This is a genomic window from Nonomuraea sp. NPDC050786 (assembly GCF_040654115.1).
In the GTDB taxonomy this organism is placed as follows: domain Bacteria; phylum Actinomycetota; class Actinomycetes; order Streptosporangiales; family Streptosporangiaceae; genus Nonomuraea.
In genome coordinates this window covers 54,614-78,947 of the sequence record NZ_JBFAHJ010000018.1, presented here as the reverse complement: position 1 = coordinate 78,947, position 24,334 = coordinate 54,614, and the positions used below count along the sequence as shown (strand labels likewise).

Sequence of the window (24,334 nt, the reverse complement as noted above, 5' to 3'; positions counted from 1 at the left end):
AACTCTGTGAATAACCGTACGGCTGGCACCAGCTCGAGCGGCGGCAGCCGTACCGGAAGGAACCTGCCTGCCGCGATCGCGGTCGGTCTGGTGCTGGGCGCCCTTGTCGTGGGCTCCCTCTACACGATCAAGGAACTGTTCCTGGTCGTGCTCGTCGGGGCCGTGGGCGTCGGCGTGCTGGAGCTGGTCAAGGCCTTCGCGACCCGCGACATCAAGGTCCCGGCCGTGCCGGTGGTCGTGGGCATGGCGGCGATGCAGGCGGCGGCCTACTGGGGCGGGCCGGTGTGGCTGCTGGCCACGTTCGCGGTGTTCGCGTTCGTGCTGCTGATCTGGCGCATGTTCAGCGCCGGGACCGAGGGCTACGTGCGGGACGCGTCGGCCTCGGTGCTGGCGCTCTTCTATCCGTCCATGCTCGCGGCGTTCGCGGCCATGCTGCTGCGCGCCGCGGACGGCGACAACCGGGTGCTGATCTTCATCGCGGTGACCGTGGCCAGCGACATCGGCGGCTACGTCGCGGGCGTGCTGTTCGGCCGGCACAAGATGACGGTGATCAGCCCGAAGAAGACCTGGGAGGGCTTCGCGGGGTCGGTGGTCGCGTGCACGGCGGTCGGGGCCTGGCTGGTGACCTGGCTGATGCACGGCGCGATCTGGCAGGGGGCGCTGATCGGCGGGCTCGCGGCGCTGCTGGCGACCGTGGGTGACCTGATCGAGTCGATGATCAAGCGGGATCTCGGGATCAAGGATCTCGGCACCATCCTGCCCGGCCACGGCGGCCTGATGGACCGGCTCGACTCGCTGGTCACGACGCTGGTGCCGGTCTGGCTGCTGATGACCCTGTTCTTCTGATCAGCGGGTCCTCTCGTCGGCGTGCTGGGCCTCCAGGGCCTCGGTGGTGACGGGTGAGAGCCAGAGCCACCGTACGGCCTCCCCGCCAAAGGCAAATCCCGACATGTCAGGCATGTGGGGTGCGTTGGCCAGCATCAGGACGCCCGAATACTGCGGCCCCAGCGGGAACGTCGAGGGCTCGTGATACCACTTCGCCGTGTGCCCGTGGCCCAGCCACGTGATGGAGTGCCACGGATACTGCGCCAGCCACACCAGCAGCAGCGCCGCGTCCCGCGGGTCCTCGCGGGTGGCCACGGCCAGCTCGATCCTGGCGTACGCGCCCGGCTTGTCGATCCACTGCTCCACGGTGGGCATGCGCTGGCAGCTCATCCCGACCGTGGACAGCACGGTGTAGTCGCGGCCCTCGTGCGGCGGACGCTCGGTGATCCCGACGGTCGGCAGCCGCTCGCCGCTGGCGTCCCAGTAGCGCCCCGCGGGCCCGAGCACCCGGTCGAGGTGGCCCATCACGAACTGCTGGAACGACGGCCACGACCCCTCGCTGTGCCGCCAGCGCCAGTAGGACCTGGCGTTGGCGATGCGCGGCCGCAGCCCTTCGAGCGCCTCGGAGAGCGCCCAGGCGAACGGCGACTCGCCCACCGCGTCGCGTGCGTAGCCGGGCATGCCCCTGCTCATGTCGGCCCAGCCGGGGATGACGGCCAGCAGGTCGTCGTCCTCGTACAGGGCGACCCCGTCGCCCTCCTCGAACCAGAGGGCGGTGAGCTGCCCGAGCGGCCTGCGGCCGTCGGGATGGGCGGTGTTGGCCCTGGGCATCAGCGGCGGCAGGCCGGCGTTGAGCCTGGCCAGGTCCACGACGGCGGGGGCGGGGCGGTGGTTGGCCAGCCAGACGGCGCCGTGCACCGTGCCGTCCGGAGAGCACAGGTAAGCTACCGAGGCGTCCTCGTCCCGCTCGATCACGAGCGTCCGGCTCCCGTACGGGTTGCCGACAGCGAGTACGACCTCGGCGCCACCCTCGCCAGATGCCGACCGGAAAATCGCCATACGAGATGACTGTAGATCGGGCGGCGACCATGATGCGAGCGGTGGCGTCACCGAATGAGGAACCTGCACAATCAGCCTGCCGCCCTACTGTCGTCCTGGTCGAGACCGTAGCGGCAGCCTGCTCGGCAGGCTTGTCATGCGGCAGGAATGCCACCCCCGATCCGAACGTTCATTACCCTGATTGACAGTCACCCAAGCAGAGGCAAGCAAAGGCAGGAACGTGTCCCAGCCACCAGGCCAGCTCACCTTCGTCGCGCCCCGGCGGGCCAAGCCCGCACGGCACCTGGCCGACCTCTCGATGGCCGACCGGCGGGCCGCGGTCACGGAGCTGGGGGAGAAGGCGTTCCGCGCCGACCAGCTCTCCCGCCACTACTTCGAGCGCCTCACCACCGACGTCGGCGCGATGACCGACCTGCCGGCGGCCTCCCGGGAGAGGCTCGCCACGCTCCTGCCGGACCTGCTGACCTCCGTCAAGGAGCTGACCACCGACCGGGGCACGACGCGCAAGACGCTGTGGCGGCTGTTCGACGGGGCGCTGGTCGAGTCGGTGCTCATGCGCTATCCCGACCGCGTCACGATGTGCGTGTCGTCGCAGGCCGGCTGTGGCATGAACTGCCCGTTCTGCGCCACCGGCCAGGCCGGCCTGACCCGCAACATGTCCACCGCCGAGATCGTCGAGCAGGTCGTCGCCGGAGCCAGGGCGCTGGCCGCCGGCGAGGTGCCCGGCGGGCCGGGCCGGGTGAGCAACGTCGTGTTCATGGGCATGGGGGAGCCGCTGGCCAACTACAAGGCGGTGATCGGGGCGGTCCGCCGGCTGGTGGAGCCCGCGCCGCACGGGCTCGGCATCTCGGCCCGCGGCGTCACCGTCTCCACGGTCGGGCTGGTGCCCGCGATCGGCAAGCTCGCCGACGAGGGGCTGCCCGTCACGCTGGCGCTGTCGCTGCACGCGCCCGACGACGAGCTGCGCGACACGCTGGTGCCGATCAACACGCGCTGGAAGGTGGCCGAGGTCCTCGACGCCGCCTGGGCGTACGCGGCGAAGACCAAGCGGCGGATCTCGATCGAGTACGCGCTGATCAAGGACGTCAACGACCAGGAGTGGCGGGCCGACCTGCTGGGCAAGCTGGTCAGGAACAAGCTCGTGCACGTCAACCTGATCCCGCTCAATCCGACTCCCGGGTCGAAGTGGACGGCTTCCCGGCCCGAGGACGAGCGGGCGTTCGTGCGTCGGCTGGAGTTCCACGGCGTGCCGGTGACGGTGCGCGACACGCGCGGCCGCGAGATCGACGGCGCCTGCGGCCAGCTCGCCGCCGCCGAGTAACCCCCCGCCCGCGGGCGGTCAGTGGTGGGCTATCGAGCGGGTGACGAAGCCCTCGATCAGGTCGGCGATCATGCCGGCGCCGCGGCCGTTCAGGTGCACGGTGTCCGTGGTGAGCTGGAGGCCGCGGCTCCTGGAGATGGCGTCCAGGCTGCGGCCCAGCAGGAAGTGCTGGATCGCGGCGGTCTGCGCCAGCCGGCCCTCCGCGCGGTAGTGGGTGCCGGGCGTCCTGCCCCGCTCCTCCAGGTAGGCGGTCATCCGTTCGTTGAGCGGCAGGTACGTGACGCCTTGGTCCGCCGCGACCCGCCGGACGATCTCGCTGTATTCGGCGGCCCGCCGCACCGGCCCGGAGCCGAGGTCCTCGCCGATGACCGGCAGGGAGAGCAGCGCCACCCGGGCCATGGTCTGATCCTGCAGCCTCCTGGCGATGGTGGCGAGGTTGGCGGCGTAGCTCTCCGAAGTCGGGTCCGCGGAGAGCTTCCAGCGCTTGCGCAGCGTCCTGGCGAGCTTGGGGCTGAGCGTGAAGTTGGCGTCGTTCGTGCCGATCAGTACGGTCACCACGTCCGGGTCCTGGCTCACGACGTCGTCGAGCCGCTTCACCGTCTCCGAGGACGGCTCGTAGTTGACCCCGGCGTTGATCACGGTCGCCTCGGGCAGCCGGGCGCGCAGCATGGTCACGTAGTCGGCGCTCACTTGCGCGCGGGTGATGCTGTCACCCATGCAGATCACCTTCACCGTTGCCTCCTCCAAGAGGGTGAGTGAGTGCCCACTAACCTACCCTACGCCGGAGCCACGCGTACGTGCCGAGGCCGATCAGGCACCAGACCAGCGAGACGGTGGCGAGCTCGGGAAGCTCGTCGAGGAGGTGACCGGCGTTCGCCGCCTTCATCCAGGCGAGGAGCGGCACGGTGAGCCAGTGCAGGGGCGAGGCGCTGAGCAGCAGCATCGCCAGGAACCCGAGCACCAGCCCCATGATGGAGAGAGCGGGGGAACGGACGACCGCGCGGCTGGTGAGCGCGCCCAGCGCGGTCCCGGCCAGCGTGGCCAGAGCGTGCAGGACGAGGACGGCGGCCAGCATGCGGCCCTTCGGGGCCTGGCTGACGCCGAGCAGGAGCGCCCATCCCAGGCCGAGCGCCGCGAGCACCGCGCACGCCGCGAAGGCCGCCGCCAGCCCCGCCGCCACCTCCCTGCCTCGGCCGCCCACCTGGATCGCGGACATCTCGCGCTGCGGGTCGGGCTCGGTGTCGAGGAGGCTCCTGGCGGCCCAGGCCAGGATGGGGATGATCAGTACGCCGCCGTCCGTGAGCACGCCGATCTCCGCACCCCTGGGAGCCCTGCTGCCGTAGAGGATGGCCAGCATGGCGAGGGTCAGGAGGAGCGCCTGGTACACGCGGTGCGAGCGGATGTAGGCGGCCAGGCGGAACGTGGCCAGGGCGATCATGCTGTCTCCTCGATCTCACGGGCCCGGTAGCCCTCGGCGCGCATCCTGGCGAGGAAGCGGTCCCGCTCGCCCGCGGGTACGGTGACGGCCACGACCGCGTCCTGCTCTTCGACAGGAGGTGCCGCGGTGCCCTCCTTGAGGTGCCCGTCCACCAGCGACCAGTGCCGTACGGCGGGAAGGAGGCGCAGGCCGCCCTGGTGGTCGCTGGCGATGACGATGCCGCCGCGCGCCGCCACCTCGGCGGCGACCGAGGGCAGCGTCTCGCGGGTGTCGGCGTCGAGCCCGGCGAACGGCTCGTCCAGGATCAGCAGCCCCGGCTCCGCCATCAGCGCCTGGACCAGGCCCACCTTGTGCGCGCTGCCCTTCGACAGCTCGCCCAGGGGGACGTCGAGGAGGTGGTCCATGTGCAGGCGCTCGGCCCACGGCTCCCAGCGGGCGCCGCCTCGTACCCGGGCCATGTGGCGCAGGTAGGCGGCCACCGTGAACGGCTGGGCGGTGGGAAACCGGTCGGGGGCGAAGCCGACGATCTCGGGACGGCCGGTGATGGTCCCCGCCGTCGGCCGGGCGAGGCCCGCCAGGAGCCGGAGCAGGGTCGACTTGCCTGCCCCGTTCACGCCGGTCAGCTCGATCACGTCGCCGGGGGCGAGCCGTACGTCGGCGTCCTGGATGACCAAGGGGCCACGTCTTCGATAGCGGAAAGAGACCTTGGACAGCTGCATGACCCTGGACGCTATATCTCGGGTCGCATCCTGCCGATAAAGAGCCCCACAATAGAGGCGTCCCCAGCAGGTTCTCAAAAGGAGTGGAGCTTGAATCGCTTTCCGCGCGTCATTGGTATGCGTTCAGGCTATGACCCCGCCGAGGTCGACGCCCTGATCGGGCGGATCGAGTCGACGCTCGGCCGGGGCCCGCACGCCTTGGAGCCGGTCACGGCTGACGACGTGCGCCGGGCCACGTTCCGCGCCAAACGCGGCGGCTATCACGAGACCGCGGTCGACTTCGCTCTGGAGGCGTTCGTGGTGGCGCTGGAGACCCAGGCCAGGCGGCCGGTACGGCTGGCCATGGCCGAGCCCACCGGCGAGATGCTGCGCGAGGAGTGGTTCGAGACCCAGGCGGCCCGCGTCGAACGGGTGGCGTTCCGCCCGGGTCGCATGGGCACCGGCTACAACGAGGACGAGATCGACGCCTTCCTCGACCGCATCGTGGCCACCCTGCGCGGGACGACCGACTTCCCCGTGACGGCCAAGCAGGTGCGGGAGGCGAAATTCTCGACCGTGCTGTTCAGGTCCGGCTACCTGATCTCGGACGTGGACGCCTTCCTCTCGGGCATCGCGGACGTGCTGGAGCAGCGCGGCTAGGCGTTCTCGACGGCCGCGAGCAGGCCGCCGAGGTCGGGCAGGACCCGCTGGAGGATCTTCTCGTCCTCGGGCCGCTCGCCCTGCCGGTTGATCCACACGCGCGGGATGTCCAGCCGGTGCGCGGGCACCATGTCGTGGAAGTAGCTCTGCGCCACATGCACCCAGGTGGTCGGCTCGTACGAGCACCTGAACGCCTCGAAGTGCGCGTCGGACGGCTTGTAGGCGCCCACGTCCTCCGACGTCACCACCGCGTCGAACGGCACGGGCAGCCGCCGCCGCGTCTCGGCGACGAGGTCGCGGTCGCAGTTGGTGAGCAGCGCCAGGCGCCACCCCGCGGCGCGCAGCGCCGACAGTTCGGCGGCGACCTCGGGGAAGACCGGCCAGTACGGGAGCGTGGTGCCCAGCACCGAGGCGTCGTCCTCGTTCAGCTCGATCTGCTCGTCGGCGCAGGCCCTGCGGAGCGCCTCGGCCAGCACGTGGCGGTAGCGGAGCGCCGGCGACTCGGCCTGCACGGCGTGCTCATGCCGGTTGTACGCCTCCAGCAGGCGCGCCCCCTGACCCGGCGCGATCAGGTCGGCGCTGGTGCGGATCCCGTGCCGCCAGTCGATAAGTGTCCCGAAACAGTCGAACGTTGCCCATCGCATAAGTCTCATAATGATGCCCATGTCGATGTCCGTGCGTCCCATCGAGCCACAAGATCTCGCCAACGTGACCCGAGTGTTGACCGGGAGCTGGGGCGGCACCACCGTGGTCGCACTGGGCCGCGGCGAGCTGATCGACGCCGCCGCCCAGCCCGGCTTCATCGCCGAGATCGACGGTGAACCGGCCGGCGTCATCACCTACGCTCAGCGCGGCGACTCCGTGGAGATCATCACGATCGACGCCGTGATCCCCGGCAAGGGGGTCGGTACGGCGCTGCTCGACGCGGTGCGAGCCGCGGCGGCCGAGCGCGGGGCGGTCCGGCTCTGGCTGGTCACCACCAACGACAACACGCACGCGCTCCGCTTCTACCAGCGCTACGGGTTCGACCTGATCGCCCTGCACCGGCATGGCGTCGACCGCGCGCGGGAGCTCAAGCCGAGCATCCCCGCCGAGTCCGACGGCATCCCGATCCGGCACGAGCTGGAGCTGGAACTGCCCCTCTGAGGGGCGGATATGGGGAACGGGCCCTGCCAGGGATCGACGGTGCCGGGGTGGCGGTCGACCGGCGGGCAGGGCACGCCCCGATGGGAGAGGAAGAGCGGCGGGCCGAGGCCCGGGTGACCACCCGGGCACTCAGGGGCTGGTGGTCTCGCACGAGGACGAGGGCAGCTTGCGCGCGGGGTCGTCGACCGTGGGGTGGGTGCGGTTCTTCTGGGCCTGGCGGACGTCGCGGAAGTATTCGCGGGACATCATCGCGGTGATGATCGCGACACCGCGGCGCTGGACTCGGACCTCGCTCGTGGCGGCCGTGCCGACCAGGCGGATGCGCCGCCCGGAGCCCTCCTTGGGCGCCTCGTAGTCCTTGACCTTGCCCCTGCCGGTCCAGTGCAGGTCCCAGTGGTCGACGGTGGCGTCGTCGGGGACCAGCAGCTTGACCACGCCGTGGTCGAGGTCCAGCCGGAGCTCCACCTCGTCGGGCAGGCCGGGGGAGCGCAGGTCGATGGTGCTCTTGCCGTAACGGTTGCGGACCTCGAAGCGGCCCGCGGTGGTCCAGTTGCCCAGACGCTTGGTGTCCGCGTGGTCGGTGTGGATTCGCTCAACATCGCTCATGGCTTGATAGTTGCATTGAAACTAGTTCCTCGTCAACTAGTAACTTTGGGGCTAGTATGAAGCCATGGCTCTCGATCGCGGCTCGCCGCTCGCCCTGACCGTGCTGGCCCTCCTGCGCTACCGGCCGCTGCATCCGTACGGCATCCAGCGCCTGCTCAAGCAGTGGGGCAAGGATTTGGTGGTCAACGTCGGCCAGCGGGCCGGCCTCTACCGGACCATCGACCGGCTGCTGGAGGGCGGGCTGATCAGGGTCCGCGAGACGGGGCGCGACCAGCAGTACCCCGAGCGCACGGTCTACGAGCTCACTGACGAGGGCGAGGCGGCGCTGGGCAAGTGGCTGGAGGAGATGCTCAGCACGCCCAAGCAGGAGTTCCCGCAGTTCCCCGCGGCACTGACGAACGCGCTCCTGCTCGCCCCCGAAGCGCTGGCGCAGGCGCTCGAGCAGCGCGAGCGGGCGGTCGCCCGGACGCTGGCCGACCTGGACGCGACCCTGGCCGCCGAGGCCGGCCTGCCACGCGTCACCATGCTGGAGGTCGAATACCTGCGCGAGATGACGGCCGCCGAGACCCGGTGGCTCCGCGGGGTCATCGACGACCTGCGGGCCGGGCGGCTCACCTGGTCGCAGGAGTCGCTGGAGGGGGCTGCGGCCGGGTGGGAGGCGTCCTGACCTCCGCGTGACCGGCGGGGCCCCTCGAGTTCCGCAGCAGGGCCACGATCACCCCCGCCACGGGGGCGGCCAGGAACGCGCCGATGACGCCCGCCACCAGGCTGCCCACCGCGATGGCGATCAGGATGACCGCGCCCGGCAGGTCCAGGGCCCTGCCGTAGATCTGCGGCGCCAGCACGTGCCCCTCGATCTGCTGCACCGCCACGGTCACCCCGACCACGATGAGCGCCACCAGCCAGCCCTTGGCCACGAGCGCCACCACCGCGGCCAGCAGCCCCGCGACGAACGCGCCGACCACCGGCAGGTACGCTCCCACGAACGTCAGCACGGCCAGCGGCAGCGCGATCGGCACTCCCAGGAGCCAGAGGGCCGATCCGATGAAGAGCGCGTCCACCGCCCCCACCAGCGCGATCCCCCGGATGTAGCGGCCGACCACGGTGATCACCACGTGACCGGCCTCGGTGAGGCGGGGCCTGGCCGAGGCGGGCGCGAGCTCCACGAGCCAGTGGAAGAGCCGGTCGCCGCCGTGCACGAAGTAGATCGACAGGATGACCGCGAGCACCGCCCCGACGACGATCTCGCCCACGGTCCTGACCCCGGCCAGCGCGCCGGTGGTGAGCTGGCGGCCCTGGCCGGTCAGGTACTCCTTGGCCTGCGCGGCGAGTCGGCGCGGGTCCAGCCCGAACCTGGCGGTCAGGTGGTGCAGGTCGTCGAGCACCTTGCCGAAGCTGGTCCGCAGCTGGGACACGCTGTCGATGGTGGGCGGCACCACCAGCGCGAGCAGGCCCGCCGCCAGCACGAGCCCGCCGCCGAAGACGATCGCGGTGGACAGCGCGCGGTTCAGCCCGCGCGACCTGAGCCAGCGGGCGGCGGGCAGGAGCAGCGCCGTGATGAACACGCCGATGACGATCGAGATCGCCACCGTGCGTACGTGGTAGAGGCAGAAGCCGGCCACCGCGATCAGCGCGATCCAGCCGAGCAGCCGCCACGGCCTCATCTCCTGCCCCCCGTTCTGCCTGGTCAGAGGCGTTCCCTCGAGGGATCGGCGGCAATCCTGGTCAGCCGGGCGGAGTGAGGTGGGGCCGCTGGGAGAGCTTGTTCACCTCGTACGTCTCCCGCGCCGCCCGGGTCGCGTCCGTCGTGCCGACCGCCGCCACGGGCACGTCCCACCACGCCTCGGAGGACGGCACGTCGTCCGCCATCGGGTCGGTGCGGACGTAGATCACCGTGGTCTCGGTCGCCGAGCGGGCCGCGTCGAGCGCCTTGCGCAGGTCGGCGACCGACTCGGGGCGCAGCACCGACGCGCCGAGGCTGGCCGCGTTGGCGGCGAGGTCGACCGGCAGCGGCCCGCCGTCGCGGTGCCGGTACGAGGTGCCGAGCCGCTCCGCGCCGACGCTCTCCGACAGCCGGCCGATGGAGGCGAAACCGGAGTTGTCGACCAGGACGACGATCAGCTTGATCCCCTCGGAGACCGCCGTGACGAGCTCCTGGGCCATCATCAGGTAGGAGCCGTCGCCCACCATGACGAACACCTCGCGCTCCGGCGCCGCCAGCTTGACGCCCAGGCCGCCGGCGATCTCGTAGCCCATGCAGGAGTAGCCGTACTCGACGTGGTAGCTGCCCGGGCCGCTCGGCCGCCAGAGCTTGTGCAGGTCGCCGGGCATCGAACCGGCCGCGCACACCACCACGCCGTCGTCGCCCGCCGCCGCGTTGACCGCGCCGATCACCGCGGACTGGGGCAGCGGCGAGCCCTCCAGCGCGTACGCGTGGTCCACGGCCGCGTCCCACTCCCGGGTCAGCTCGGCGGCCCGCTCGCGGTAGGCGCGCGGCGGGCCGCTCCAGCCCGCGAACGCCTCGACCAGGTCCGCCAGCCCCTCGCGGGCGTCGGCCACCAGCTGCGTGCCCGACAGCTTGGCGGCGTCGAAGGCGGTGATGTTGAGGTTCAGGAACCGGGCGTCCGGCGCGAAGATCGTCCGGGAGGCCGTGGTGAAGTCGCTGTAGCGGGTGCCGATGCCGATGACCAGATCGGCCTCGCGGGCCAGCGCGTTGGCCGCCGTGGTGCCGGTGGCGCCGATCGCCCCCACGGCGAGCGGGTGCCCGTACGGGAGGGCGCCCTTGCCGGCCTGCGTCTCGGCCACCGGGATGCCGTACGTCTCGGCGAAGATCCGCAGCTGCTCGGTGGCCTCGCTGTAGATCGTCCCGCCGCCCGCCACGATGATCGGGCGCGCGGCCGACTTGACCAGCCGGGCCGCCCGGTACACGGCCGCCCGCTCGGGCGCGGGCCTGGGGATGTGCCACACGCGCCGCGCGAACAGCTCGTCCGGCCAGTCGTACGCCTCCGCCTGCACGTCCTGCGGCAGCGCCAGCGTCACCGCGCCGGTCTCGGCCGGGTCGGTGAGCACGCGCATGGCGGCCAGCAGCGCGGACGGGAGCTGCTCGGGCCGGTTGATCCGGTCCCAGTAGCGGGAGACCGGCTTGAAGCAGTCGTTGACGGAGATGTCGTACGAGCGCTGATCCTCCAGCTCCTGCAGCACCGGGCCGGCCACGCGGGTGGAGAAGATGTCGCCGGGCAGCAGGAGCACCGGCAGCCGGTTGATCGTCGCACCGGCCGCGCCGGTGATCATGTTGGTCGCGCCGGGGCCAATGGAGGTCGTGCACGCCAGCGTGGCCAGGCGGTTGGAGGCCCGGGCGTAGGCGGCGGCCGTGTGGACCATGGCCTGCTCATTGCGGCTCAGGTGGTAGGGCAGGTCCTCGGTGGAGGTGGCCAGCGCCTGGCCGAGCCCGGCGACGTTGCCGTGGCCGAAGATGCCGCAGATGCCGCCGAAGAACCTGCGCTCCAGCCCGTCGCGCTCGCTCCACTGCTGGGCCAGGAAGCGTACGACGGCCTGCCCGACGGTCAGCTGGGTCATGAGGTCCTCCCGAACGGCAGTCTCGGGTCGGTGGCCTGGGCCTCCCAGGAGGAGCGGATCCAGGCGTGGCGCGGGTCGTCGCAGAACGCCATCGAACGCTGCTCCGCCGGGCCCGCCAGGACGTTCAGGTAGTACATGTCGTAGCCGGGGGCGGCCATGGCGGGGCCGTGGTAGCCGTACGGGACCAGGACGGCGTCGCCCGAGGAGACCTCGGCCAGGGTGTCGATGTGGCCGCGCTCGGAGGAGTAGACGCGCTGGTAGCCGATGCCCTGGTCGCGCACCTCGAAGTAGTAGATCTCCTCCAGGACCGCCTCGCCCGGATTGTCGGTGTCGTGTTTGTGCGGCGGGTACGACGACCAGTTGCCGCCCGGCGTGATGACCTCGACGGCCATGAGCTTGTGGCAGTCGAAGGCGTCGGGGGAGGCGAAGTTGTTCACCTGGCGGGTGGCCTGGCCCGCGCCGCGGATCTCGACCGCGACCTCGGCGGCGGCCACGTACCTGGGGGGACGCGTCTCGGTGGCGCGGGCCGAGGGCAGAGCGATCCGCCCGGCGCCCTGGAGGGTCACCTGGGTGCCGATCGGGATATAGGCGAAGTCGCTCGGCCCGTCGAACACCGAGGCCCTGCCCGCCAGCACGAACGTGTCGTCGGGGATCGTCACCGTGCAGGAGCCCGCGAGCGGGAGGACCAGCATCTCCTCCTCGCCCGTGTCGAAGGAGACCGGGGCGTCGGTCAGGTCCACGATGCGCAGCCCCGAGTACGTCCAGCCTGCCGAGGACGGGGTGATCTCGACCGACCAGGGGCCGTTGGCGGCCTTGCCGTACGGGATGTATGTCATTTACGAGCCTCTCGAACCAGGTTCGCGGCGCCGTCCACCGCGGTCGCCACGTCGTCATCCGGCGGGTAGAGCAGGGCGCGGCCCACCACGAGGCCCCGCACCCCGGGCAGGGCGAGGGCGCGGTGCCAGTCGGCGTAGGCGGCGTCGATGTCCGGCGGGTCGCCACCGAGCAGCAGGGCGGGCAGCGTGGTGGCGGCCATCACGCGCTCCATCTCCGGCACGGCCGGGATCTTGAGCCACGTGTACGCCGAGGTCACGCCGAGCGCCTGGGCGACGCTGATCGAGCGGATCACGGCCTCGGGCGACAGGTCGTTGCGGAGCGCCCCCGACTCCGTGCGCCGCGCCCAGAAGGGCTCCACCATGGCCATCAGGCGGCGGCGGGCCAGGTCGGTGACCGCGCGGGCGCAGGACTCCAGGGTGGACACGGTGGCGTGGTCGTTGGGGTCGATGCGGCAGAGCATCTTGCCGCCGTCCAGGCGCATGGCGTCGATCGAGGCCGCGTCGAAGCCGGTGAAGCGGTCGTCCAGCTCGAAGACCGAGCCCTGCAGGCCGCCCCGGTTCATGGAGCCGAAGGCCAGCTTGCCCTCCAGCGCGCCCAGCAGGAGCAGGTCCTCCAGCACGTCGGGGGAGGCCAGGATGCCGTCCACGCCGGGGCGGGCGAGCGCCACCTGGAGGCGGTCGAGCAGGTCCGTGCGGCTGGCCATGGCCAGCGGCCGGTCGCGTACGGCCAGGGAGCCGCGGGCCGGGTGGTCGGCGGCGATGATCAGCAGCCGCTCGTCCTCGCCGGGCAGGCCGCGCCGCTGCCGGCGGGCCGCGGCCTCGGCGATCTCCTCGGGGCGCGTCGCCCTGATATGGGTGAGCCGCTCGTACCCGGCGGTCCTGGACAGTGTGACGTCGCTCAAGAGCCGGCCCCGTTCAGCAGGTCTTCCACTTCCGACGTGGACGGCATCGCGTCGGCGCAGGCCAGCTGGGCGGCCACGTACGCGCCCGCCGCGTTGGCGAAGCGCACCGTGCGCTCCAGCGGCCAGCCGCGCAGCAGTCCGACGCAGAGGGCGCCGCCGAACGCGTCGCCCGCCCCGATGCCGTTGACCACCTTCACCTCCACCGGCTCCACCAAGGCACTTTCCTCAGAGGTACGCGCGAGAACCCCCTCGGGGCCCATTTTCACGACGGCCACTTTCACGCCCGCGTCCAGCAGCGCCTGCGCGGCGGCCTCCGGGTCGCGCACGCCCACCGCGGTCTCCACCTCGTCGAGGTTGCCGACGGCGACGTTCGCGTACGGGAGCGCCCGCCGCGCCGCCTCGTGCGCAGCCTCCCGCGACTGCCACAGTGTCGGCCGCCAGTCGAGGTCGAAGACGGTCCACCCCGACGTGCGCGCCGACGCGCGGGCCGACAGGGCGGCGGCGTGGGCGGCGGCGCTCGGCTCCTTGCTCAGCCCGGTCAGCGAGAACCAGAACAGGCTCGTGTCCGCGATTGCCCCGAGGTCCAGATGGGAAGGGGAGATCCGCAGGTCCGGCGGATGCTCGCCGCGGTAGAAGTAGATCGGGAAGTGGTCGGGAGGGAAGATCTCGCAGAACGTCACGGGCGTCGGCGGGCCCTCGATGGTGCTCACGAAGGCGTCGTCCACGCCGAAGCCGCGGATCGCCCGCCGTACGAACTCCCCGAACGGATCCGCCCCCACGCCGGTGATCACGGCGGAGCGCAGCCCGTGGCGCGCCGCGGCGACGGCCACGTTGGTCGGGCTGCCGCCGAGGAACTTGCCGAAGCTCTCGACGTCGGCCAGGCCGACGCCGCTCTGCAGCGGGTAGATGTCGACGCCGCAGCGGCCGATCGTGATCAGATCGTACAAAGCACCTCCAAGGCGAGCCTACTGTCGACACTATGGCATATTGTCATGACATTCGGACGTCCGCTATGTTACCTAACGTGCCCAGACCGAAACCCGTGCGACGCACAACGGAAGGTGTCGAACTGTTAGCGCCCGGATGTCCGGGTAAAGGCGCAGCATGTGGGCACATCCTCGAAGTTTGGCGAGGCCTTTACGTCATCTGCATGTCATGACATATTGGCCGATGGCTTTACCTCCTTTACGGACATGTCGGAGGGTACGCATGGCATTGCGGAAACGGTCGATGGGTGTGGTCGCGGTCCTGGCGGCGACCGGGCTGGGGTTGGCCGCCTGCGGCCAATCGTCCGGCGGAGGTGGTGACGCCATCGAATTAACGATCACCCAGAACGCCATCGCGGGCGGGAAGAACGCCGCCGGCGCGAACTTCATCACGAACTGGGTGATCCCCAAGTTCGAGGCGGCCCAGAAGGCGAAGGGCAAGGACGTCAAGGTCAAGTTCATCCCCAGCGGCGTCGACGACGAGCAGTACAAGACCAAGCTCTCCCTGGACCTCAAGTCAGGCAAGGGCGCGGACGTGATGGACATCGACAGCATCTGGGCCGGCGAGTTCGCCGAGGCCGGCTACCTGAAGCCGCTGTCGGACCTGGCCGGGGCGGACGCCGACAACTGGGACGGCTGGTCGCAGATCCCCGAGGCCGTGCAGGGCATGGCCTCGTTCAACGGCAAGAAGTACGCCCTGCCCGTCGGCACCGACGGCCGGGTGCTCTACTTCAACAAGACCCTCTTCCAGAAGGCCGGGCTCCCGGCCGACTGGCAGCCGAAGAGCTGGCAGGAGATCCTCGACGCCGGCGCGAAGCTGAAGTCCTCCGGCGTGCCCGTGCCGATCCAGATCAACGCCGGCACCGCGATGGGCGAGGCCACCTCCATGCAGGGCGTGCTGCCGCTGCTCGCGGGCGCGGGCGGCGAGGTCCAGAAGGACGGCAAGTGGACCGGCGCCTCGCAGCCGATGAAGGACGCGCTCGGCCTCTACCAGAAGATCTACGGCGGCGGCCTCGGCGACCCCAAGCTCCAGCAGGAGGCCAAGGGCCGCGACAAGTCGTTCCAGCAGTTCGCCGCGGGCAAGATCGGCATCCTGCTGGAGGGCGACTACTTCTGGCGCGGCGTCGTCAACCCCAAGACCGGCGTGGCCAAGATGGCGGACCGTGACCAGGTCGTCGGCTATGCCATGATCCCGGCCATGGAGCCCGGCAAGGGCATCCGCGGCCAGGACTTCGTGAGCATGTCCGGCGGCGCCCTGCGTGCCGTCAACCCCAACAGCAAGCACCCGAAGGAGGCCTTCGAGCTGGCCGCGTTCACGCTGTCGCCGGAGGGGCTGAAGGAGGAGACCAAGGACGGCAACGTGCGCATCACGCCGCGTTCCGACGTCAACAAGGAGATCCTCGCGAACGAGCCGCTGCTGGCCTACATCTCTGAGAAGGTGCTCCCGCTGACGGCCTACCGGCCGCCGGTCGCCGTCTACCCGCAGGTGTCGGTGGCGCTGCAGGAGGCCTCCGCCGCGGTGGCCGGCGGCACCCCGCCCGACCAGGCGGCGGCCGACTACCAGAAGAAGCTTGAGGGAATCGTCGGTGGCGCTGGCAACATCGCCTCCTGAGGTCGCCGAGGCCGCCGGGCCGGACCGGTACAGCTCGGACGCGGCGGGCCTCGGCAGGCTGCGGGCAGGGGTCTTCGTGGCCCCCGCCCTGCTGCTCGTCGCGGTCTTCCTCGTCTTCCCCGCGCTCTGGGTGCTCTATCTCGGGCTCACGAACTACCGCCTGACCGGCGCCGCCGCGGCCGAGCCGCAGTTCGTCGGGCCGGCCAACCTCATCGAGGCGGTCTCCAACCCGGAGTTCTGGAGCTCCACGTGGCTGACGGTCGAGTTCGTGGCGGGCTCGGCCGTCATCGGGCAGGTCGGGCTCGGCTTCACGATCGCCTGGCTGCTGCGCGACCGGCGCGGCCCGCTGAAGCGGCTGGTCGAGGGCCTGGTCATCCTGGCCTGGATCCTCCCCAGCGCGATCGTGTCGTTCCTGTGGGTCGCGCTGCTCGACCGCGACGCCGGCACGCTCAACGCGCTGCTCGGCATCCAGGGCTTCGGCTGGCTGCTCGACCACCCCATGCTGTCGATCATCGTCTTCAACATCTGGCGCGGCACGGCGTTCTCGATGATGTTGTACGGCGCCGCGCTCGGCAACGTGCCCCCGTCGCACCTGGAGAGCGCCCGCCTGGCCGGGGCCTCCGGCTGGCAGCAGCTCAGGGACGTGGTGTTCCCGCACATCAGAGGGCACATCCTGACGAACCTGCTGCTGATCAGCCTGTGGACCTTCAACGACTTCACCCCCTTCCTGCTCACCGCGGGCGGCCCCGACGGCAAGTCCGAGGTGCTGGCCGTGCACGTGTACAAGGTCGCGCTGCAGAGCGGCGAACTCGGCCACGGCGCCGCGGTCTCCACGATCATCCTGCTCATCAACCTGGTCGTGGCGGTGTTCTACCTGCGGCTGCTCCGGAGCAAGAAATGACGCGTTTCGTGCTGGGCCGGATCGGCTTCTACACGCTGATCGCGGTGCTGCTGGCCTTCTTCACGATCCCGCTGCTGTGGCTGGTGACGGCGCCCTTCACCTCGAACCCGACGTACGAGGTGCAGGTGCCGGACTTCACCTGGGCCAACTTCGAGGCGGTCATCGAGCATCCGTACGCGCTGCCGTCGCTCTACAACTCCCTGCTGCTGTCGGTCGGCACGGCCGTCCTGGTGGTGATCATGGCCGCGCTGGCCGCGTACGCGCTGAGCCGGGTGCGGCTGCCCGGCCGGGACGCGCTGCTCTACGCGCTGCTCCTGCTGTCGTCGATCATCACGGGGACGGCGGCCATGGTGCCGCTCTTCCAGCTCGCGGTGGAGCTGAACCTCATCGACTCGCAGCTCGGGCTGATCCTCATCCTGACCGGCGGGCTGCTGCCGGCGGCGATCTTCATGCTCAAGGACTTCATGGACTCGACGCCGAAGTCGTACGAGGAGTCGGCGCGGGTGTTCGGGGCCACGCCGCTGCAGATCGTGCGGCACGTGGTGGTGCCGCTCGTACGGCCCGGGCTGGCGACGATCGCGGTCTGGTCCGTGGCCAACGTGTGGGGAAATTTCCTGATGCCGTACCTGCTGCTGAGCGACGTCGAGAAGCAGCCGGCCGCCGTCATCACGTACACGCTGTACACCGAGGGTGGGCAGGCCAACCTCAGCATGCTCTCCACGTTCGGCCTGCTCTACTCGGTCCCCGTGGTGCTCATGTATCTGTTCGTCAGCAAGAAGTACGGCTTCCGCTTCCACGGAGGGATCAAGCGTTAATGGCCGGAATCGAACTACGCGGCCTGACCAAGGTCTACCCCGGCGGGGTGAAGGCGCTCGACTCGCTCGACCTGGCCATCCCCGACGGCGAGTTCTTCGCCCTGCTCGGGCCCTCCGGCTGCGGCAAGACGACGCTGCTGCGCACGATCGCCGGGCTGGAGACCGCGACCGGCGGGGCCGTCGTCATCGGCGACAGGGACGTGACAGGCGTGCAGCCGGGCGGCCGGGACGTCGCCATGGTCTTCCAGGACTACGCGCTCTTCCCGCACATGGACGTCACGGAGAACATCGCCTACCCGCTGCGCATCAAGAAGGTCGCCAAGGGCACGCGCCGCGACAAGGCCGCCGAGGTGGGGGCGCGGCTCGGCCTCGAACACCTCATGGACCGGCGGCCGGGGCAGCTCTCGGGCGGGCAGCAGCAGCGCGTGGCGCTGGCCAGGGTGATGGCCACGCAGGCGCAGGCGTTCCTCTTCGACGAGCCGCTGTCCAACCTGGACGCCCGGCTGCGGCTCGAAGCCCGTACGTTCCTGAAGAAGCTCCAGCGCGAGCTGGGCGTCACCACCGTCTTCGTCACCCACGACCAGGCGGAGGCCCTGGCCATGGCCGACCGGATGGCCGTCATGGAGAGCGGGCACATCCGGCAGATCGGCACCCCGGCCGAGGTCTTCCAGCGGCCCGCCAACACGTTCGTGGCCGGGTTCATCGGCTCGACACCCATGAACCTGCTGGACGGCACCGTACGAGGTGACACGCTGGAGGTGGCAGGGTGCAAGGTGGCCGTCCCGGCCTCCGCCGAAGGACGGCTGTCCGACGGGGAGAAGATCGTGTACGGCGTGCGGCCCGAATACCTGGCCTACTCGTCCGAGCCCGCTGACGGCGCGCTGGGCGGCAAGGTCGTCATCGTGGAGAACCTCGGCGCGTCCCACCTGGTGACCCTCGACGTCAACGGCGTGACCGTGCAGGCCGTCGTGCCGGAGGGCGGCGAGCCCGAGATCGGCGAGAACGGCCACGCGGCGCCCCGGCGCGACCGCGCCCTCGTCTACCGGGACGGGGAATTGGTGTGAGAGGTCACTGGAGTCTGGACGACCGGCTGGAGCGGATCCTGCGCGAGGTGCCGTTCGAGGTGCCCGCCGGGACCGCGGCCGTCTCCGTCCGCCTGTCGTACGACAGGTCGCAAGGCGTGATCGACCTCGGCTGCGGCGCGCCGGACGGCTTCCGCGGCTGGTCCGGGGGCGCGCGTGACTCGTACTCGATCACTCGCGACTGGGCCACCCCCGGCTACCTGCCGGGCGAGCCGGAGGCCGGGACGTGGCACGTGTGGCTGCGGCTGCACCGGATCCCGCCGCAGGGGCTCGACTACGAGCTCGAGATCACCACTTCGGCCGCCGTCCCCGCCGAGCCGGTCGCGGAGGAGCCCCCGCACGGGGAGCGCCCGCCGCGCCGGGACATCCCCTCCGTCGACGGCCTGCGGTGGTTCGCCGGGGACTTCCACTCCCACACCCTGCACAGCGACGGCAGCCTGACCATCGCCGAGCTGGCCGAGCTGGCGCACGGCCGCGGCCTCGACTTCCTGGCCGTCACCGACCACAACACCGTCAGCCACCACCCGTGGCTGGCCAGGATCGACCGTGACATCACGCTCATCCCGGGCCAGGAGGTCACCACCGACCGGGGCCACGCGAACGTGTTCGGCGACGTCGGCTGGGTCGACTTCAGGCAGCCGGCCGACTCCTGGGTCGAGCACGCCGAGCGCGCGGGCGGGCTGATCTCGATCAACCACCCGCTCGGCGGCGACTGCGCCTGGCTGCTGCCCATCGACCGCCGGCCCCGGATCGCCGAGGTCTGGAGCTCCGGCTGGTGGGACCGCCGCTGGGGCGCGCCGCTGGCCTGGGCGGACGCCTGGCGCGACGACGTGATCGCGATCGGCGGCAGCGACTTCCACCGCACCGGCTCCGACGGCCTGCCGGGCGCGCCGACGACGTGGGTGCTGGCCGAGGAGACGGGCACGGTGCTGGACGGCGTGCGCGCCGGGCGCACCGCCGTCTCCACGGGCCCCGACGGGCCGCTGCTGCTCAGACTGGGCGACGAACTGCTCGCGCTGGACGCCGACGGCCTGGTGCTGGTACGCCCCGACGGCACGCGGCAGGTCGTACGGGGGGAGCGCACGTTACTGCGGGCCATTGACGGACGGCACCGCCTGGAAACGTACGAGAACGAGGTGATCGCACTGTGCGAGTGAAAGTCGCCAACGCGCCCGTGAGCTTCGGCGTGTTCGAGCTGGCCACCGAGGCGCCGCCGCTCAGCGCCGACGAGATGGTCCGGGCGCTGTCCGAGGCCGGTTACGAGGGCATCGACTCCGGGCCGATCGGTTACCTGGGCACCGGGTCCGGGCTCGCCGACCGGCTGGCCGGGAGCGGGCTGCTGCTCGCGGGCGGCTGGGTGGACCTGCCCTACCGCGACGCGGGGGCCTACCAGGACGGGCTGCCCGCGCTGGAGTCCGCGCTCGACGTGTTCGCCGCCGCGCCGCCGGCGCCGGAGGGGTTCGGGCCGCGGCCCACGCTGGCCTGCTCGGGATCGCCCGAGCGGTTCGCGCGCCCCGGTGGGAGCGTTCCAGGGCTGGCGGCGTCCGAGTGGGCGGGCTACGCGGCCCGCGTGCAGGACGCCACCGACCGGTGCCGCGAGCGCGGGCTGGAGCCCGCCTTCCACCACCACCTCGGCACCTATGTCGAGACCCCCGACGACGTGGAGCGGCTGCTGGAGCTGACCGACGTGCAGCTCTGCCTCGACACCGGCCACCTGCTGCTGGCCGGGGGCGACCCCGTGACGGCCCTGCGGGACTGGGCGAGCCGGGTCGGGCACGTGCACATCAAGGACGGCGACACGAAGATCCTCGCCGCGGCCCTCGCCGACGGCGCCGACCTGCGCGAGCTCATGGGACGCGGCGGGTTCGCCCGGCTGGGTGAGGGCGAGCTGGACCTGCCCGCCGTGCTGCGCACCCTCGACGAGATCGACTACGCGGGATGGATCATCATCGAGCAGGACACCCTGCCCGGACGCCGCACCGTCGCCCAGAACATCGCCGACCAGGCGGCCAACCGCCAGAAGCTGAAGGACTTGGGAATTTGAGAATCGCGCTGGTGGGATGCGGCGCCGTGACGCAGGCGGTGTACGTGCCGCTGCTGTCGAGGCGGCGCGACCTGTTCGAGGTGGTCGCGGTCTGCGACCTGTCGCGGACGCTGGCCGACGCCGTGGGCGACCGGCTGGGCGCGGCCGGGCGCTACACGGCGGTGGAGGAGCTGATCTCCGCCGGGGGCTTCGACGCCGTGCTCGTCCTCGCCTCCGGCTCGCACGGGGAGACGGTGGGCCGGGCGCTGGCCGCCGGGTACGCCGTGCTGTGCGAGAAGCCGCTCGCGCTGACCAGGGCCGAGGTGGCGGCGCTGCCCGAGGGCCGGCTGATGGTGGGCTACATGAAGCAGTACGACCCGGCCGTGCGCCGGGCCGAGGAGCTGCTGGCCGAGCTGGGCGGCCCGGAGGTGGTCAGGTCGGTCGAGGTGACCGTGCTGCACCCCAGCGGGGAGTCGCAGCTGGCCTTCGCGAACCTGACCCAGGCACGGGACGTGGACCCCGGGCTGCTCGACTCGCTGCGCGCCGCCGAGCGCGCGCTCGTCTCGCGGGCGCTGGGGGAGCCGGCGCCGGAGGCGGTGCGGGCGCTGTACGGGGTGGCGCTCGGGTCGATCTGCCATGACTTGTCGCTCTTGAGGCGCTTCACCGGATCTCCTGCGGACATTTCGCATGTTGAGACATGGGGTCCCGGGCCCGGGTCCGTCGAGATCAGCGGGCCCCTGCCGGTCCGGGGGCGGTTCTCGATCCGCTGGCACTACCTGGAGGACTATCCGGCCTACCGCGAGACCGTGGCGATCCACCACGACAAGGGCTCGCTGGAGCTGGTCTTCCCCTCGCCCTACCTGATGAACGCCCCCACGACCCTGACCGTGGTGTCCGGCGCCGAGAGCCGTACGGAGTACCGGGACGTCACCGAGGCGTTCGAGGTGCAGCTGGCCGCCTTCCATGCTTTCGTGAACGATGGCAAGCCGCCGCTCACCGACGTGGGCGGCGGGCTGGAGGACATCGTGACGGCCCAGCGGATCGCCGCCCGTTACGCCGTACAGCATGATCTGCCCATTGGAGGGGAGGCCGTGTGAGCGCCGAGATCGTCGTCGTCCCGCACACGCACTGGGACAGGGAGTGGTACGAGCCGTTCCAGCGCTTCCGGCTGCGGCTGGTGGCGCTGCTGGACGAGGTGCTCGACCAGATGGAGCGCGAGCCCGCCTACCACTTCACCCTCGACGGGCAGCTGGCCTGCGTGGACGACTACCTGGAGGTGCGGCCGGAGAACCGCGACCGCATCGCCGCGCTCGTCGAGTCGGGGCGGCTGGCGGTGGGCCCGTGGCAGATCCTGCTCGACGAGTTCCTGTGCTCGGGCGAGAACATCGTGCGCAACCTCGAGCTGGGCATGGCCCGGGCGGACAAGCTCGGCGGGGCGATGCCGGTCGGCTACCTGCCCGACATGTTCGGGCACACGGCGCAGATGCCGCAGATCCTGCGCAAGGCCGGGCTGCTGCACGCGTGCGTCTACCGAGGGGTGCCGTCCTCGGTCGTCACCGACGCCTTCGCCTGGGTCGCGCCCGACGGGACGGCGCTGCGTACCCAGTACCTGCCCGCGGGCGGGTACGGTAACGGCGCGCACCTGTTCTCCGACCCGTCCGGGCTGGCCGAGCGGGCGGCCGCGTTCGTGACGACCATGCGGGAGTGGCACGGGCCGGAGGGGCCGCTGCTGGCCATGTACGGCACCGACCACTCGGCGCCCGTACGCGGGCTCCCGGACATGGTGGCCGCGATCGGCGCCCGAATGGACACCCTGTCCGGATATATCGGGGAAAATCCCGGCGACGTGGACGGGTTGCCGCGCGTGCCCGGCGAGCTGCGCTCCCACGCGCGTGCCAACATCCTGCCCGGCGTCATCTCGGTCCGCGCCCACGTCAAGCAGGCCATGGGCCGCGCCGAACGCATGGTCGAGCGCTACGCCGAGCCCCTCGCCACCCTCTGGGGCGGGGAGTGGCCGGGCCGCTTCCTCGACATGGCGTGGTGGCGGCTGGTGGACGCCAGCGGGCACGACTCGGTGACCGGCTGTGGCGTCGACGACACCGCCCAGCAGGTGGCCGCGCGCATCGCGGAGGCCGAGCACCTCGGACAGGCCGTACGCGACATGGTGACCGCCCGCCTGGCCGGGTCGGTGCCCTCCGACGGGGCGCTCGTCGTCAACCCGACACCTCAGACGCGCAGCGGCGTGGTCGTCGTGGACCTGGCCGGTACGGACCCGCTCGTCGACGCCTCCGGCGCGCCGGTGCCCTCGCAGACCCTGGAGTACGCCGGGACGCTGCTGCTCGACGAGGAGATGGACCCGGCACTCGCGCTGACCTTCATCCACGGCACCGAGCTCTACGGGCAGCAGATCACGGGCTGGTCCATCGAGGGCGAGACGCTGACGTTCACGGTGGCGCGGGAGACGGCGCTGGCCTTCGACGTGGAGGACCTGCGCGGGTCCCTGGACGGGGTGACCCGCGTGCGCATTCTCGCCGAGCCCAGGCGCAAGGTCGCGGCCCTGATCGAGGTCCCGCCGCTGGGCCACACCAGCCTGCGGCCCGCTCCGTACGAGCAGGTGTACGGGACATCCGCATCCGGCCGCCTGCCCACGGAGCACGACCCGTCCTGCCGGCTCGGCTCCGACCCGGCGACCCCGCCGGTGCGCGGGGACGAGCAGGTGCTGGAGAACGGCCTGCTGCGGGTCACGATCGCCGGCGACGGCACGTTGACGCTGGAGGGCCGGGACGGCACCACGATCACGGGCGCCGGCCGCATCGTGGACGGCGGCGACGTCGGCGACACCTACAACTACGCGCCCCCTCTCACGGACCAGATCGTCTCCGAGCCGTCGTCCGTGGAGACCGAGCTCATCTGCTCCGGTCCCGTGGTGGCCCGGGTGGACGTGCGGCGCACGTACCTCTGGCCCGCCTCGGGCGACGGCGTCGAGGGCGCTCCCGAGCTCCCGGCGCCCGCGCGGAGCCCCCGTACCGAGGAGATCGTCGTCACCACCCGCGTCGAGCTGCGGGCCGGCGAGCCTTACGTGCGGCTCCACGTCGAGTTCGACAACCGGTGCGAGGACCATCGGGTGCGCCTGCACGTGCCGCTGCCGGCGCCGGCGTCGCAGTCGCACGCCGAGGGCCAGTTCGCGGTCGTGACCCGCGGGACGACCTCGGAGGGCGGCTGCGGCGAGACCCCGCTGCCCACCTTCCCCGCCTCGTCGTGGGTGGCGGCCGGGGGCGTGGCGGCGCTGCTCGAGCACGTGACGGAGTACGAGCTGGTGGACGGCGAACTGGCCCTCACCCTGCTGCGCTCGGTCGGCTACCTCTCCCGCAACCGCAACGCCCTCCGCCCCGAACCGGCCGGCCCCCAGCTCCCGACCCCGGCCGCCCAGTCACGCGGGCTCCGCTCGGTGAGCCTGGCGCTGATGCCGTACCAGGAGTCCTGGGAGGAGGTGGTCCCCCAGGCGGAGACCTTCCGCCACGACCTCCTGGTGGTCCCCGGCCAGGGCGACCGGGCGCTCGCGCTGCCTTCCCCGGCGGCCGGGCTGTCGGTGACGGGGGACGGGGTGGTGATGACCTCGCTCAGGATGCGTGACGACTGGCAGGAGCTGCGCATGGTGGCGCTGACCCCTGACGCCACGGAAGCCGTCATTTCCGGCGCTTTCGGGCAGGCGCGGCGAGCGGATCTGCGCGGCCGTCCCGGCGAGTCCGTGCAGGCCATCGATGGCGTGGTACGGCTGCCCATGGGGCCGTGGGAAATCGCGACCATCCAAATTCGTCAACTCTGAGTAATGGATCGAACGCCAGTTG

The 24,334-nt window shown here is 71.4% G+C and carries 24 protein-coding genes; 13 read left to right on the top strand and 11 right to left on the bottom strand.

The annotated features are described in order from the left end of the window. Positions 1-6: 6 nt before the first annotated feature. A complete protein-coding gene (locus AB0H84_RS29195) occupies positions 7-846 on the top strand; it encodes a phosphatidate cytidylyltransferase (protein WP_357610884.1) in 840 nt (279 codons plus the stop codon). Here the strand turns inward: AB0H84_RS29195 and AB0H84_RS29190 are convergent, their stop codons facing one another. Next, positions 847-1,884, bottom strand: a complete 1,038-nt coding sequence (locus AB0H84_RS29190; protein WP_357610881.1) for a suppressor of fused domain protein — start codon at positions 1,882-1,884, stop codon at positions 847-849. A gap of 220 nt (positions 1,885-2,104) precedes the next feature. On the opposite strand from AB0H84_RS29190, the gene rlmN reads away from it, so the two are divergent. Further along, complete coding sequence (gene rlmN / locus AB0H84_RS29185) at positions 2,105-3,205, top strand: 23S rRNA (adenine(2503)-C(2))-methyltransferase RlmN (RefSeq protein WP_357610879.1); 1,101 nt, start codon at positions 2,105-2,107, stop codon at positions 3,203-3,205. An 18-nt stretch (positions 3,206-3,223) separates the two neighbouring features. Here the strand turns inward: rlmN and AB0H84_RS29180 are convergent, their stop codons facing one another. The 3 genes from AB0H84_RS29180 to AB0H84_RS29170 are packed head-to-tail and all read right to left on the bottom strand — an operon-like array spanning position 3,224 to position 5,362. After that, on the bottom strand, positions 3,224-3,922 hold the full coding sequence (locus tag AB0H84_RS29180; RefSeq protein WP_357610876.1) for a GDSL-type esterase/lipase family protein: 699 nt from the start codon (positions 3,920-3,922) through the stop codon (positions 3,224-3,226). A 49-nt stretch (positions 3,923-3,971) separates the two neighbouring features. Beyond that, positions 3,972-4,643, bottom strand: a complete 672-nt coding sequence (locus AB0H84_RS29175) for a hypothetical protein (RefSeq protein WP_357610873.1) — start codon at positions 4,641-4,643, stop codon at positions 3,972-3,974. Continuing rightward, positions 4,640-5,362, bottom strand: coding sequence for an ATP-binding cassette domain-containing protein (locus AB0H84_RS29170; protein ID WP_357610870.1), 723 nt, complete (start codon positions 5,360-5,362; stop codon positions 4,640-4,642). The genes AB0H84_RS29175 and AB0H84_RS29170 overlap by 4 nt, the downstream gene beginning before the upstream one ends. A gap of 117 nt (positions 5,363-5,479) precedes the next feature. Between AB0H84_RS29170 and AB0H84_RS29165 the strand changes: the two genes are divergently transcribed. Beyond that, the gene (locus AB0H84_RS29165) at positions 5,480-6,001 is read left to right on the top strand and encodes a DivIVA domain-containing protein (RefSeq protein ID WP_357610867.1); all 522 of its coding nucleotides are present in this window, start codon (positions 5,480-5,482) and stop codon (positions 5,999-6,001) included. Here AB0H84_RS29165 and AB0H84_RS29160 read toward each other — a convergent pair. Then, on the bottom strand, positions 5,998-6,645 hold the full coding sequence (locus AB0H84_RS29160; protein ID WP_357610864.1) for an HAD-IA family hydrolase: 648 nt from the start codon (positions 6,643-6,645) through the stop codon (positions 5,998-6,000). The two genes, AB0H84_RS29165 and AB0H84_RS29160, sit on opposite strands and share 4 nt — an antisense overlap. Positions 6,646-6,664: 19 nt before the next feature. Here AB0H84_RS29160 and AB0H84_RS29155 point away from each other — a divergent pair, with 19 nt between their 5' ends. After that, the gene (locus tag AB0H84_RS29155; protein ID WP_357610861.1) at positions 6,665-7,147 is read left to right on the top strand and encodes a GNAT family N-acetyltransferase; all 483 of its coding nucleotides are present in this window, start codon (positions 6,665-6,667) and stop codon (positions 7,145-7,147) included. A gap of 129 nt (positions 7,148-7,276) precedes the next feature. Here AB0H84_RS29155 and AB0H84_RS29150 read toward each other — a convergent pair whose 3' ends face one another. Then, on the bottom strand, positions 7,277-7,753 hold the full coding sequence (locus AB0H84_RS29150; RefSeq protein ID WP_357610858.1) for a hypothetical protein: 477 nt from the start codon (positions 7,751-7,753) through the stop codon (positions 7,277-7,279). A gap of 64 nt (positions 7,754-7,817) precedes the next feature. Here AB0H84_RS29150 and AB0H84_RS29145 point away from each other — a divergent pair, with 64 nt between their 5' ends. After that, the gene (locus tag AB0H84_RS29145; protein WP_357610855.1) at positions 7,818-8,420 is read left to right on the top strand and encodes a PadR family transcriptional regulator; all 603 of its coding nucleotides are present in this window, start codon (positions 7,818-7,820) and stop codon (positions 8,418-8,420) included. Here the strand turns inward: AB0H84_RS29145 and AB0H84_RS29140 are convergent. The 5 genes from AB0H84_RS29140 to iolC form a co-directional block, all read right to left on the bottom strand. Then, positions 8,365-9,417: an AI-2E family transporter gene (locus AB0H84_RS29140; protein ID WP_357610852.1), complete on the bottom strand. Its 1,053-nt coding sequence runs from the start codon at positions 9,415-9,417 to the stop codon at positions 8,365-8,367. The genes AB0H84_RS29145 and AB0H84_RS29140 overlap by 56 nt on opposite strands. Positions 9,418-9,478: 61 nt before the next feature. Then, positions 9,479-11,329 carry a 3D-(3,5/4)-trihydroxycyclohexane-1,2-dione acylhydrolase (decyclizing) gene (gene iolD, locus AB0H84_RS29135; protein ID WP_357610850.1) on the bottom strand — a complete coding sequence of 617 codons (1,851 nt, stop codon included), beginning with the start codon at positions 11,327-11,329 and terminating at the stop codon, positions 9,479-9,481. Beyond that, on the bottom strand, positions 11,326-12,165 hold the full coding sequence (gene iolB / locus AB0H84_RS29130; RefSeq protein WP_357610847.1) for a 5-deoxy-glucuronate isomerase: 840 nt from the start codon (positions 12,163-12,165) through the stop codon (positions 11,326-11,328). The genes iolD and iolB overlap by 4 nt, the downstream gene beginning before the upstream one ends. Next, the gene (locus tag AB0H84_RS29125; RefSeq protein WP_357611251.1) at positions 12,162-13,052 is read right to left on the bottom strand and encodes a deoxyribose-phosphate aldolase; all 891 of its coding nucleotides are present in this window, start codon (positions 13,050-13,052) and stop codon (positions 12,162-12,164) included. The genes iolB and AB0H84_RS29125 overlap by 4 nt, the downstream gene beginning before the upstream one ends. A gap of 11 nt (positions 13,053-13,063) precedes the next feature. Continuing rightward, on the bottom strand, positions 13,064-14,014 hold the full coding sequence (gene iolC / locus AB0H84_RS29120) for a 5-dehydro-2-deoxygluconokinase (protein WP_357610844.1): 951 nt from the start codon (positions 14,012-14,014) through the stop codon (positions 13,064-13,066). A 262-nt stretch (positions 14,015-14,276) separates the two neighbouring features. Here iolC and AB0H84_RS29115 point away from each other — a divergent pair, with 262 nt between their 5' ends. The 8 genes from AB0H84_RS29115 to AB0H84_RS29080 are packed head-to-tail and all read left to right on the top strand — an operon-like array spanning position 14,277 to position 24,312. Beyond that, positions 14,277-15,665 carry an extracellular solute-binding protein gene (locus tag AB0H84_RS29115; RefSeq protein ID WP_357610841.1) on the top strand — a complete coding sequence of 463 codons (1,389 nt, stop codon included), beginning with the start codon at positions 14,277-14,279 and terminating at the stop codon, positions 15,663-15,665. After that, positions 15,640-16,566 carry a sugar ABC transporter permease gene (locus AB0H84_RS29110; RefSeq protein ID WP_357610838.1) on the top strand — a complete coding sequence of 309 codons (927 nt, stop codon included), beginning with the start codon at positions 15,640-15,642 and terminating at the stop codon, positions 16,564-16,566. The genes AB0H84_RS29115 and AB0H84_RS29110 overlap by 26 nt, the downstream gene beginning before the upstream one ends. Then, positions 16,563-17,381, top strand: coding sequence for a carbohydrate ABC transporter permease (locus AB0H84_RS29105; RefSeq protein WP_357610835.1), 819 nt, complete (start codon positions 16,563-16,565; stop codon positions 17,379-17,381). Before AB0H84_RS29110 ends, AB0H84_RS29105 begins: the two co-directional genes overlap by 4 nt. Then, complete coding sequence (locus AB0H84_RS29100) at positions 17,381-18,445, top strand: ABC transporter ATP-binding protein (protein WP_357610832.1); 1,065 nt, start codon at positions 17,381-17,383, stop codon at positions 18,443-18,445. The genes AB0H84_RS29105 and AB0H84_RS29100 overlap by 1 nt, the downstream gene beginning before the upstream one ends. Further along, the gene (locus AB0H84_RS29095) at positions 18,442-19,620 is read left to right on the top strand and encodes a CehA/McbA family metallohydrolase (protein WP_357610829.1); all 1,179 of its coding nucleotides are present in this window, start codon (positions 18,442-18,444) and stop codon (positions 19,618-19,620) included. Before AB0H84_RS29100 ends, AB0H84_RS29095 begins: the two co-directional genes overlap by 4 nt. Next, positions 19,611-20,507 (top strand): TIM barrel protein, encoded by an 897-nt coding sequence (locus AB0H84_RS29090; protein WP_357610826.1) that lies wholly within the window; start codon positions 19,611-19,613, stop codon positions 20,505-20,507. The genes AB0H84_RS29095 and AB0H84_RS29090 overlap by 10 nt, the downstream gene beginning before the upstream one ends. Beyond that, positions 20,504-21,583 (top strand): Gfo/Idh/MocA family oxidoreductase, encoded by a 1,080-nt coding sequence (locus AB0H84_RS29085; protein WP_357610824.1) that lies wholly within the window; start codon positions 20,504-20,506, stop codon positions 21,581-21,583. Before AB0H84_RS29090 ends, AB0H84_RS29085 begins: the two co-directional genes overlap by 4 nt. Then, the gene (locus AB0H84_RS29080) at positions 21,580-24,312 is read left to right on the top strand and encodes a glycoside hydrolase family 38 C-terminal domain-containing protein (RefSeq protein ID WP_357610821.1); all 2,733 of its coding nucleotides are present in this window, start codon (positions 21,580-21,582) and stop codon (positions 24,310-24,312) included. The genes AB0H84_RS29085 and AB0H84_RS29080 overlap by 4 nt, the downstream gene beginning before the upstream one ends. Positions 24,313-24,334: the final 22 nt, after the last annotated feature.

Excerpts from the sequence above, each read along its gene's own strand:
- iolD (WP_357610850.1), bottom strand. The coding sequence starts at position 11,329 with ATGACCCAGCTGACCGTCGGGCAGGCCGTCGTACGCTTCCTGGCCCAG.
- AB0H84_RS29100 (WP_357610832.1), top strand. The coding sequence starts at position 17,381 with ATGGCCGGAATCGAACTACGCGGCCTGACCAAGGTCTACCCCGGCGGG.
- iolB (WP_357610847.1), bottom strand. The coding sequence starts at position 12,165 with ATGACATACATCCCGTACGGCAAGGCCGCCAACGGCCCCTGGTCGGTC.
- AB0H84_RS29160 (WP_357610864.1), bottom strand. The coding sequence starts at position 6,645 with ATGCGATGGGCAACGTTCGACTGTTTCGGGACACTTATCGACTGGCGG.
- AB0H84_RS29180 (WP_357610876.1), bottom strand. The coding sequence starts at position 3,922 with ATGGGTGACAGCATCACCCGCGCGCAAGTGAGCGCCGACTACGTGACC.
- AB0H84_RS29190 (WP_357610881.1), bottom strand. The coding sequence starts at position 1,884 with ATGGCGATTTTCCGGTCGGCATCTGGCGAGGGTGGCGCCGAGGTCGTA.
- AB0H84_RS29145 (WP_357610855.1), top strand. The coding sequence starts at position 7,818 with ATGGCTCTCGATCGCGGCTCGCCGCTCGCCCTGACCGTGCTGGCCCTC.
- AB0H84_RS29140 (WP_357610852.1), bottom strand. The coding sequence starts at position 9,417 with ATGAGGCCGTGGCGGCTGCTCGGCTGGATCGCGCTGATCGCGGTGGCC.
- AB0H84_RS29165 (WP_357610867.1), top strand. The coding sequence starts at position 5,480 with ATGCGTTCAGGCTATGACCCCGCCGAGGTCGACGCCCTGATCGGGCGG.
- AB0H84_RS29150 (WP_357610858.1), bottom strand. The coding sequence starts at position 7,753 with ATGAGCGATGTTGAGCGAATCCACACCGACCACGCGGACACCAAGCGT.
- AB0H84_RS29170 (WP_357610870.1), bottom strand. The coding sequence starts at position 5,362 with ATGCAGCTGTCCAAGGTCTCTTTCCGCTATCGAAGACGTGGCCCCTTG.
- AB0H84_RS29175 (WP_357610873.1), bottom strand. The coding sequence starts at position 4,643 with ATGATCGCCCTGGCCACGTTCCGCCTGGCCGCCTACATCCGCTCGCAC.
- AB0H84_RS29155 (WP_357610861.1), top strand. The coding sequence starts at position 6,665 with ATGTCGATGTCCGTGCGTCCCATCGAGCCACAAGATCTCGCCAACGTG.
- AB0H84_RS29105 (WP_357610835.1), top strand. The coding sequence starts at position 16,563 with ATGACGCGTTTCGTGCTGGGCCGGATCGGCTTCTACACGCTGATCGCG.
- AB0H84_RS29115 (WP_357610841.1), top strand. The coding sequence starts at position 14,277 with ATGGCATTGCGGAAACGGTCGATGGGTGTGGTCGCGGTCCTGGCGGCG.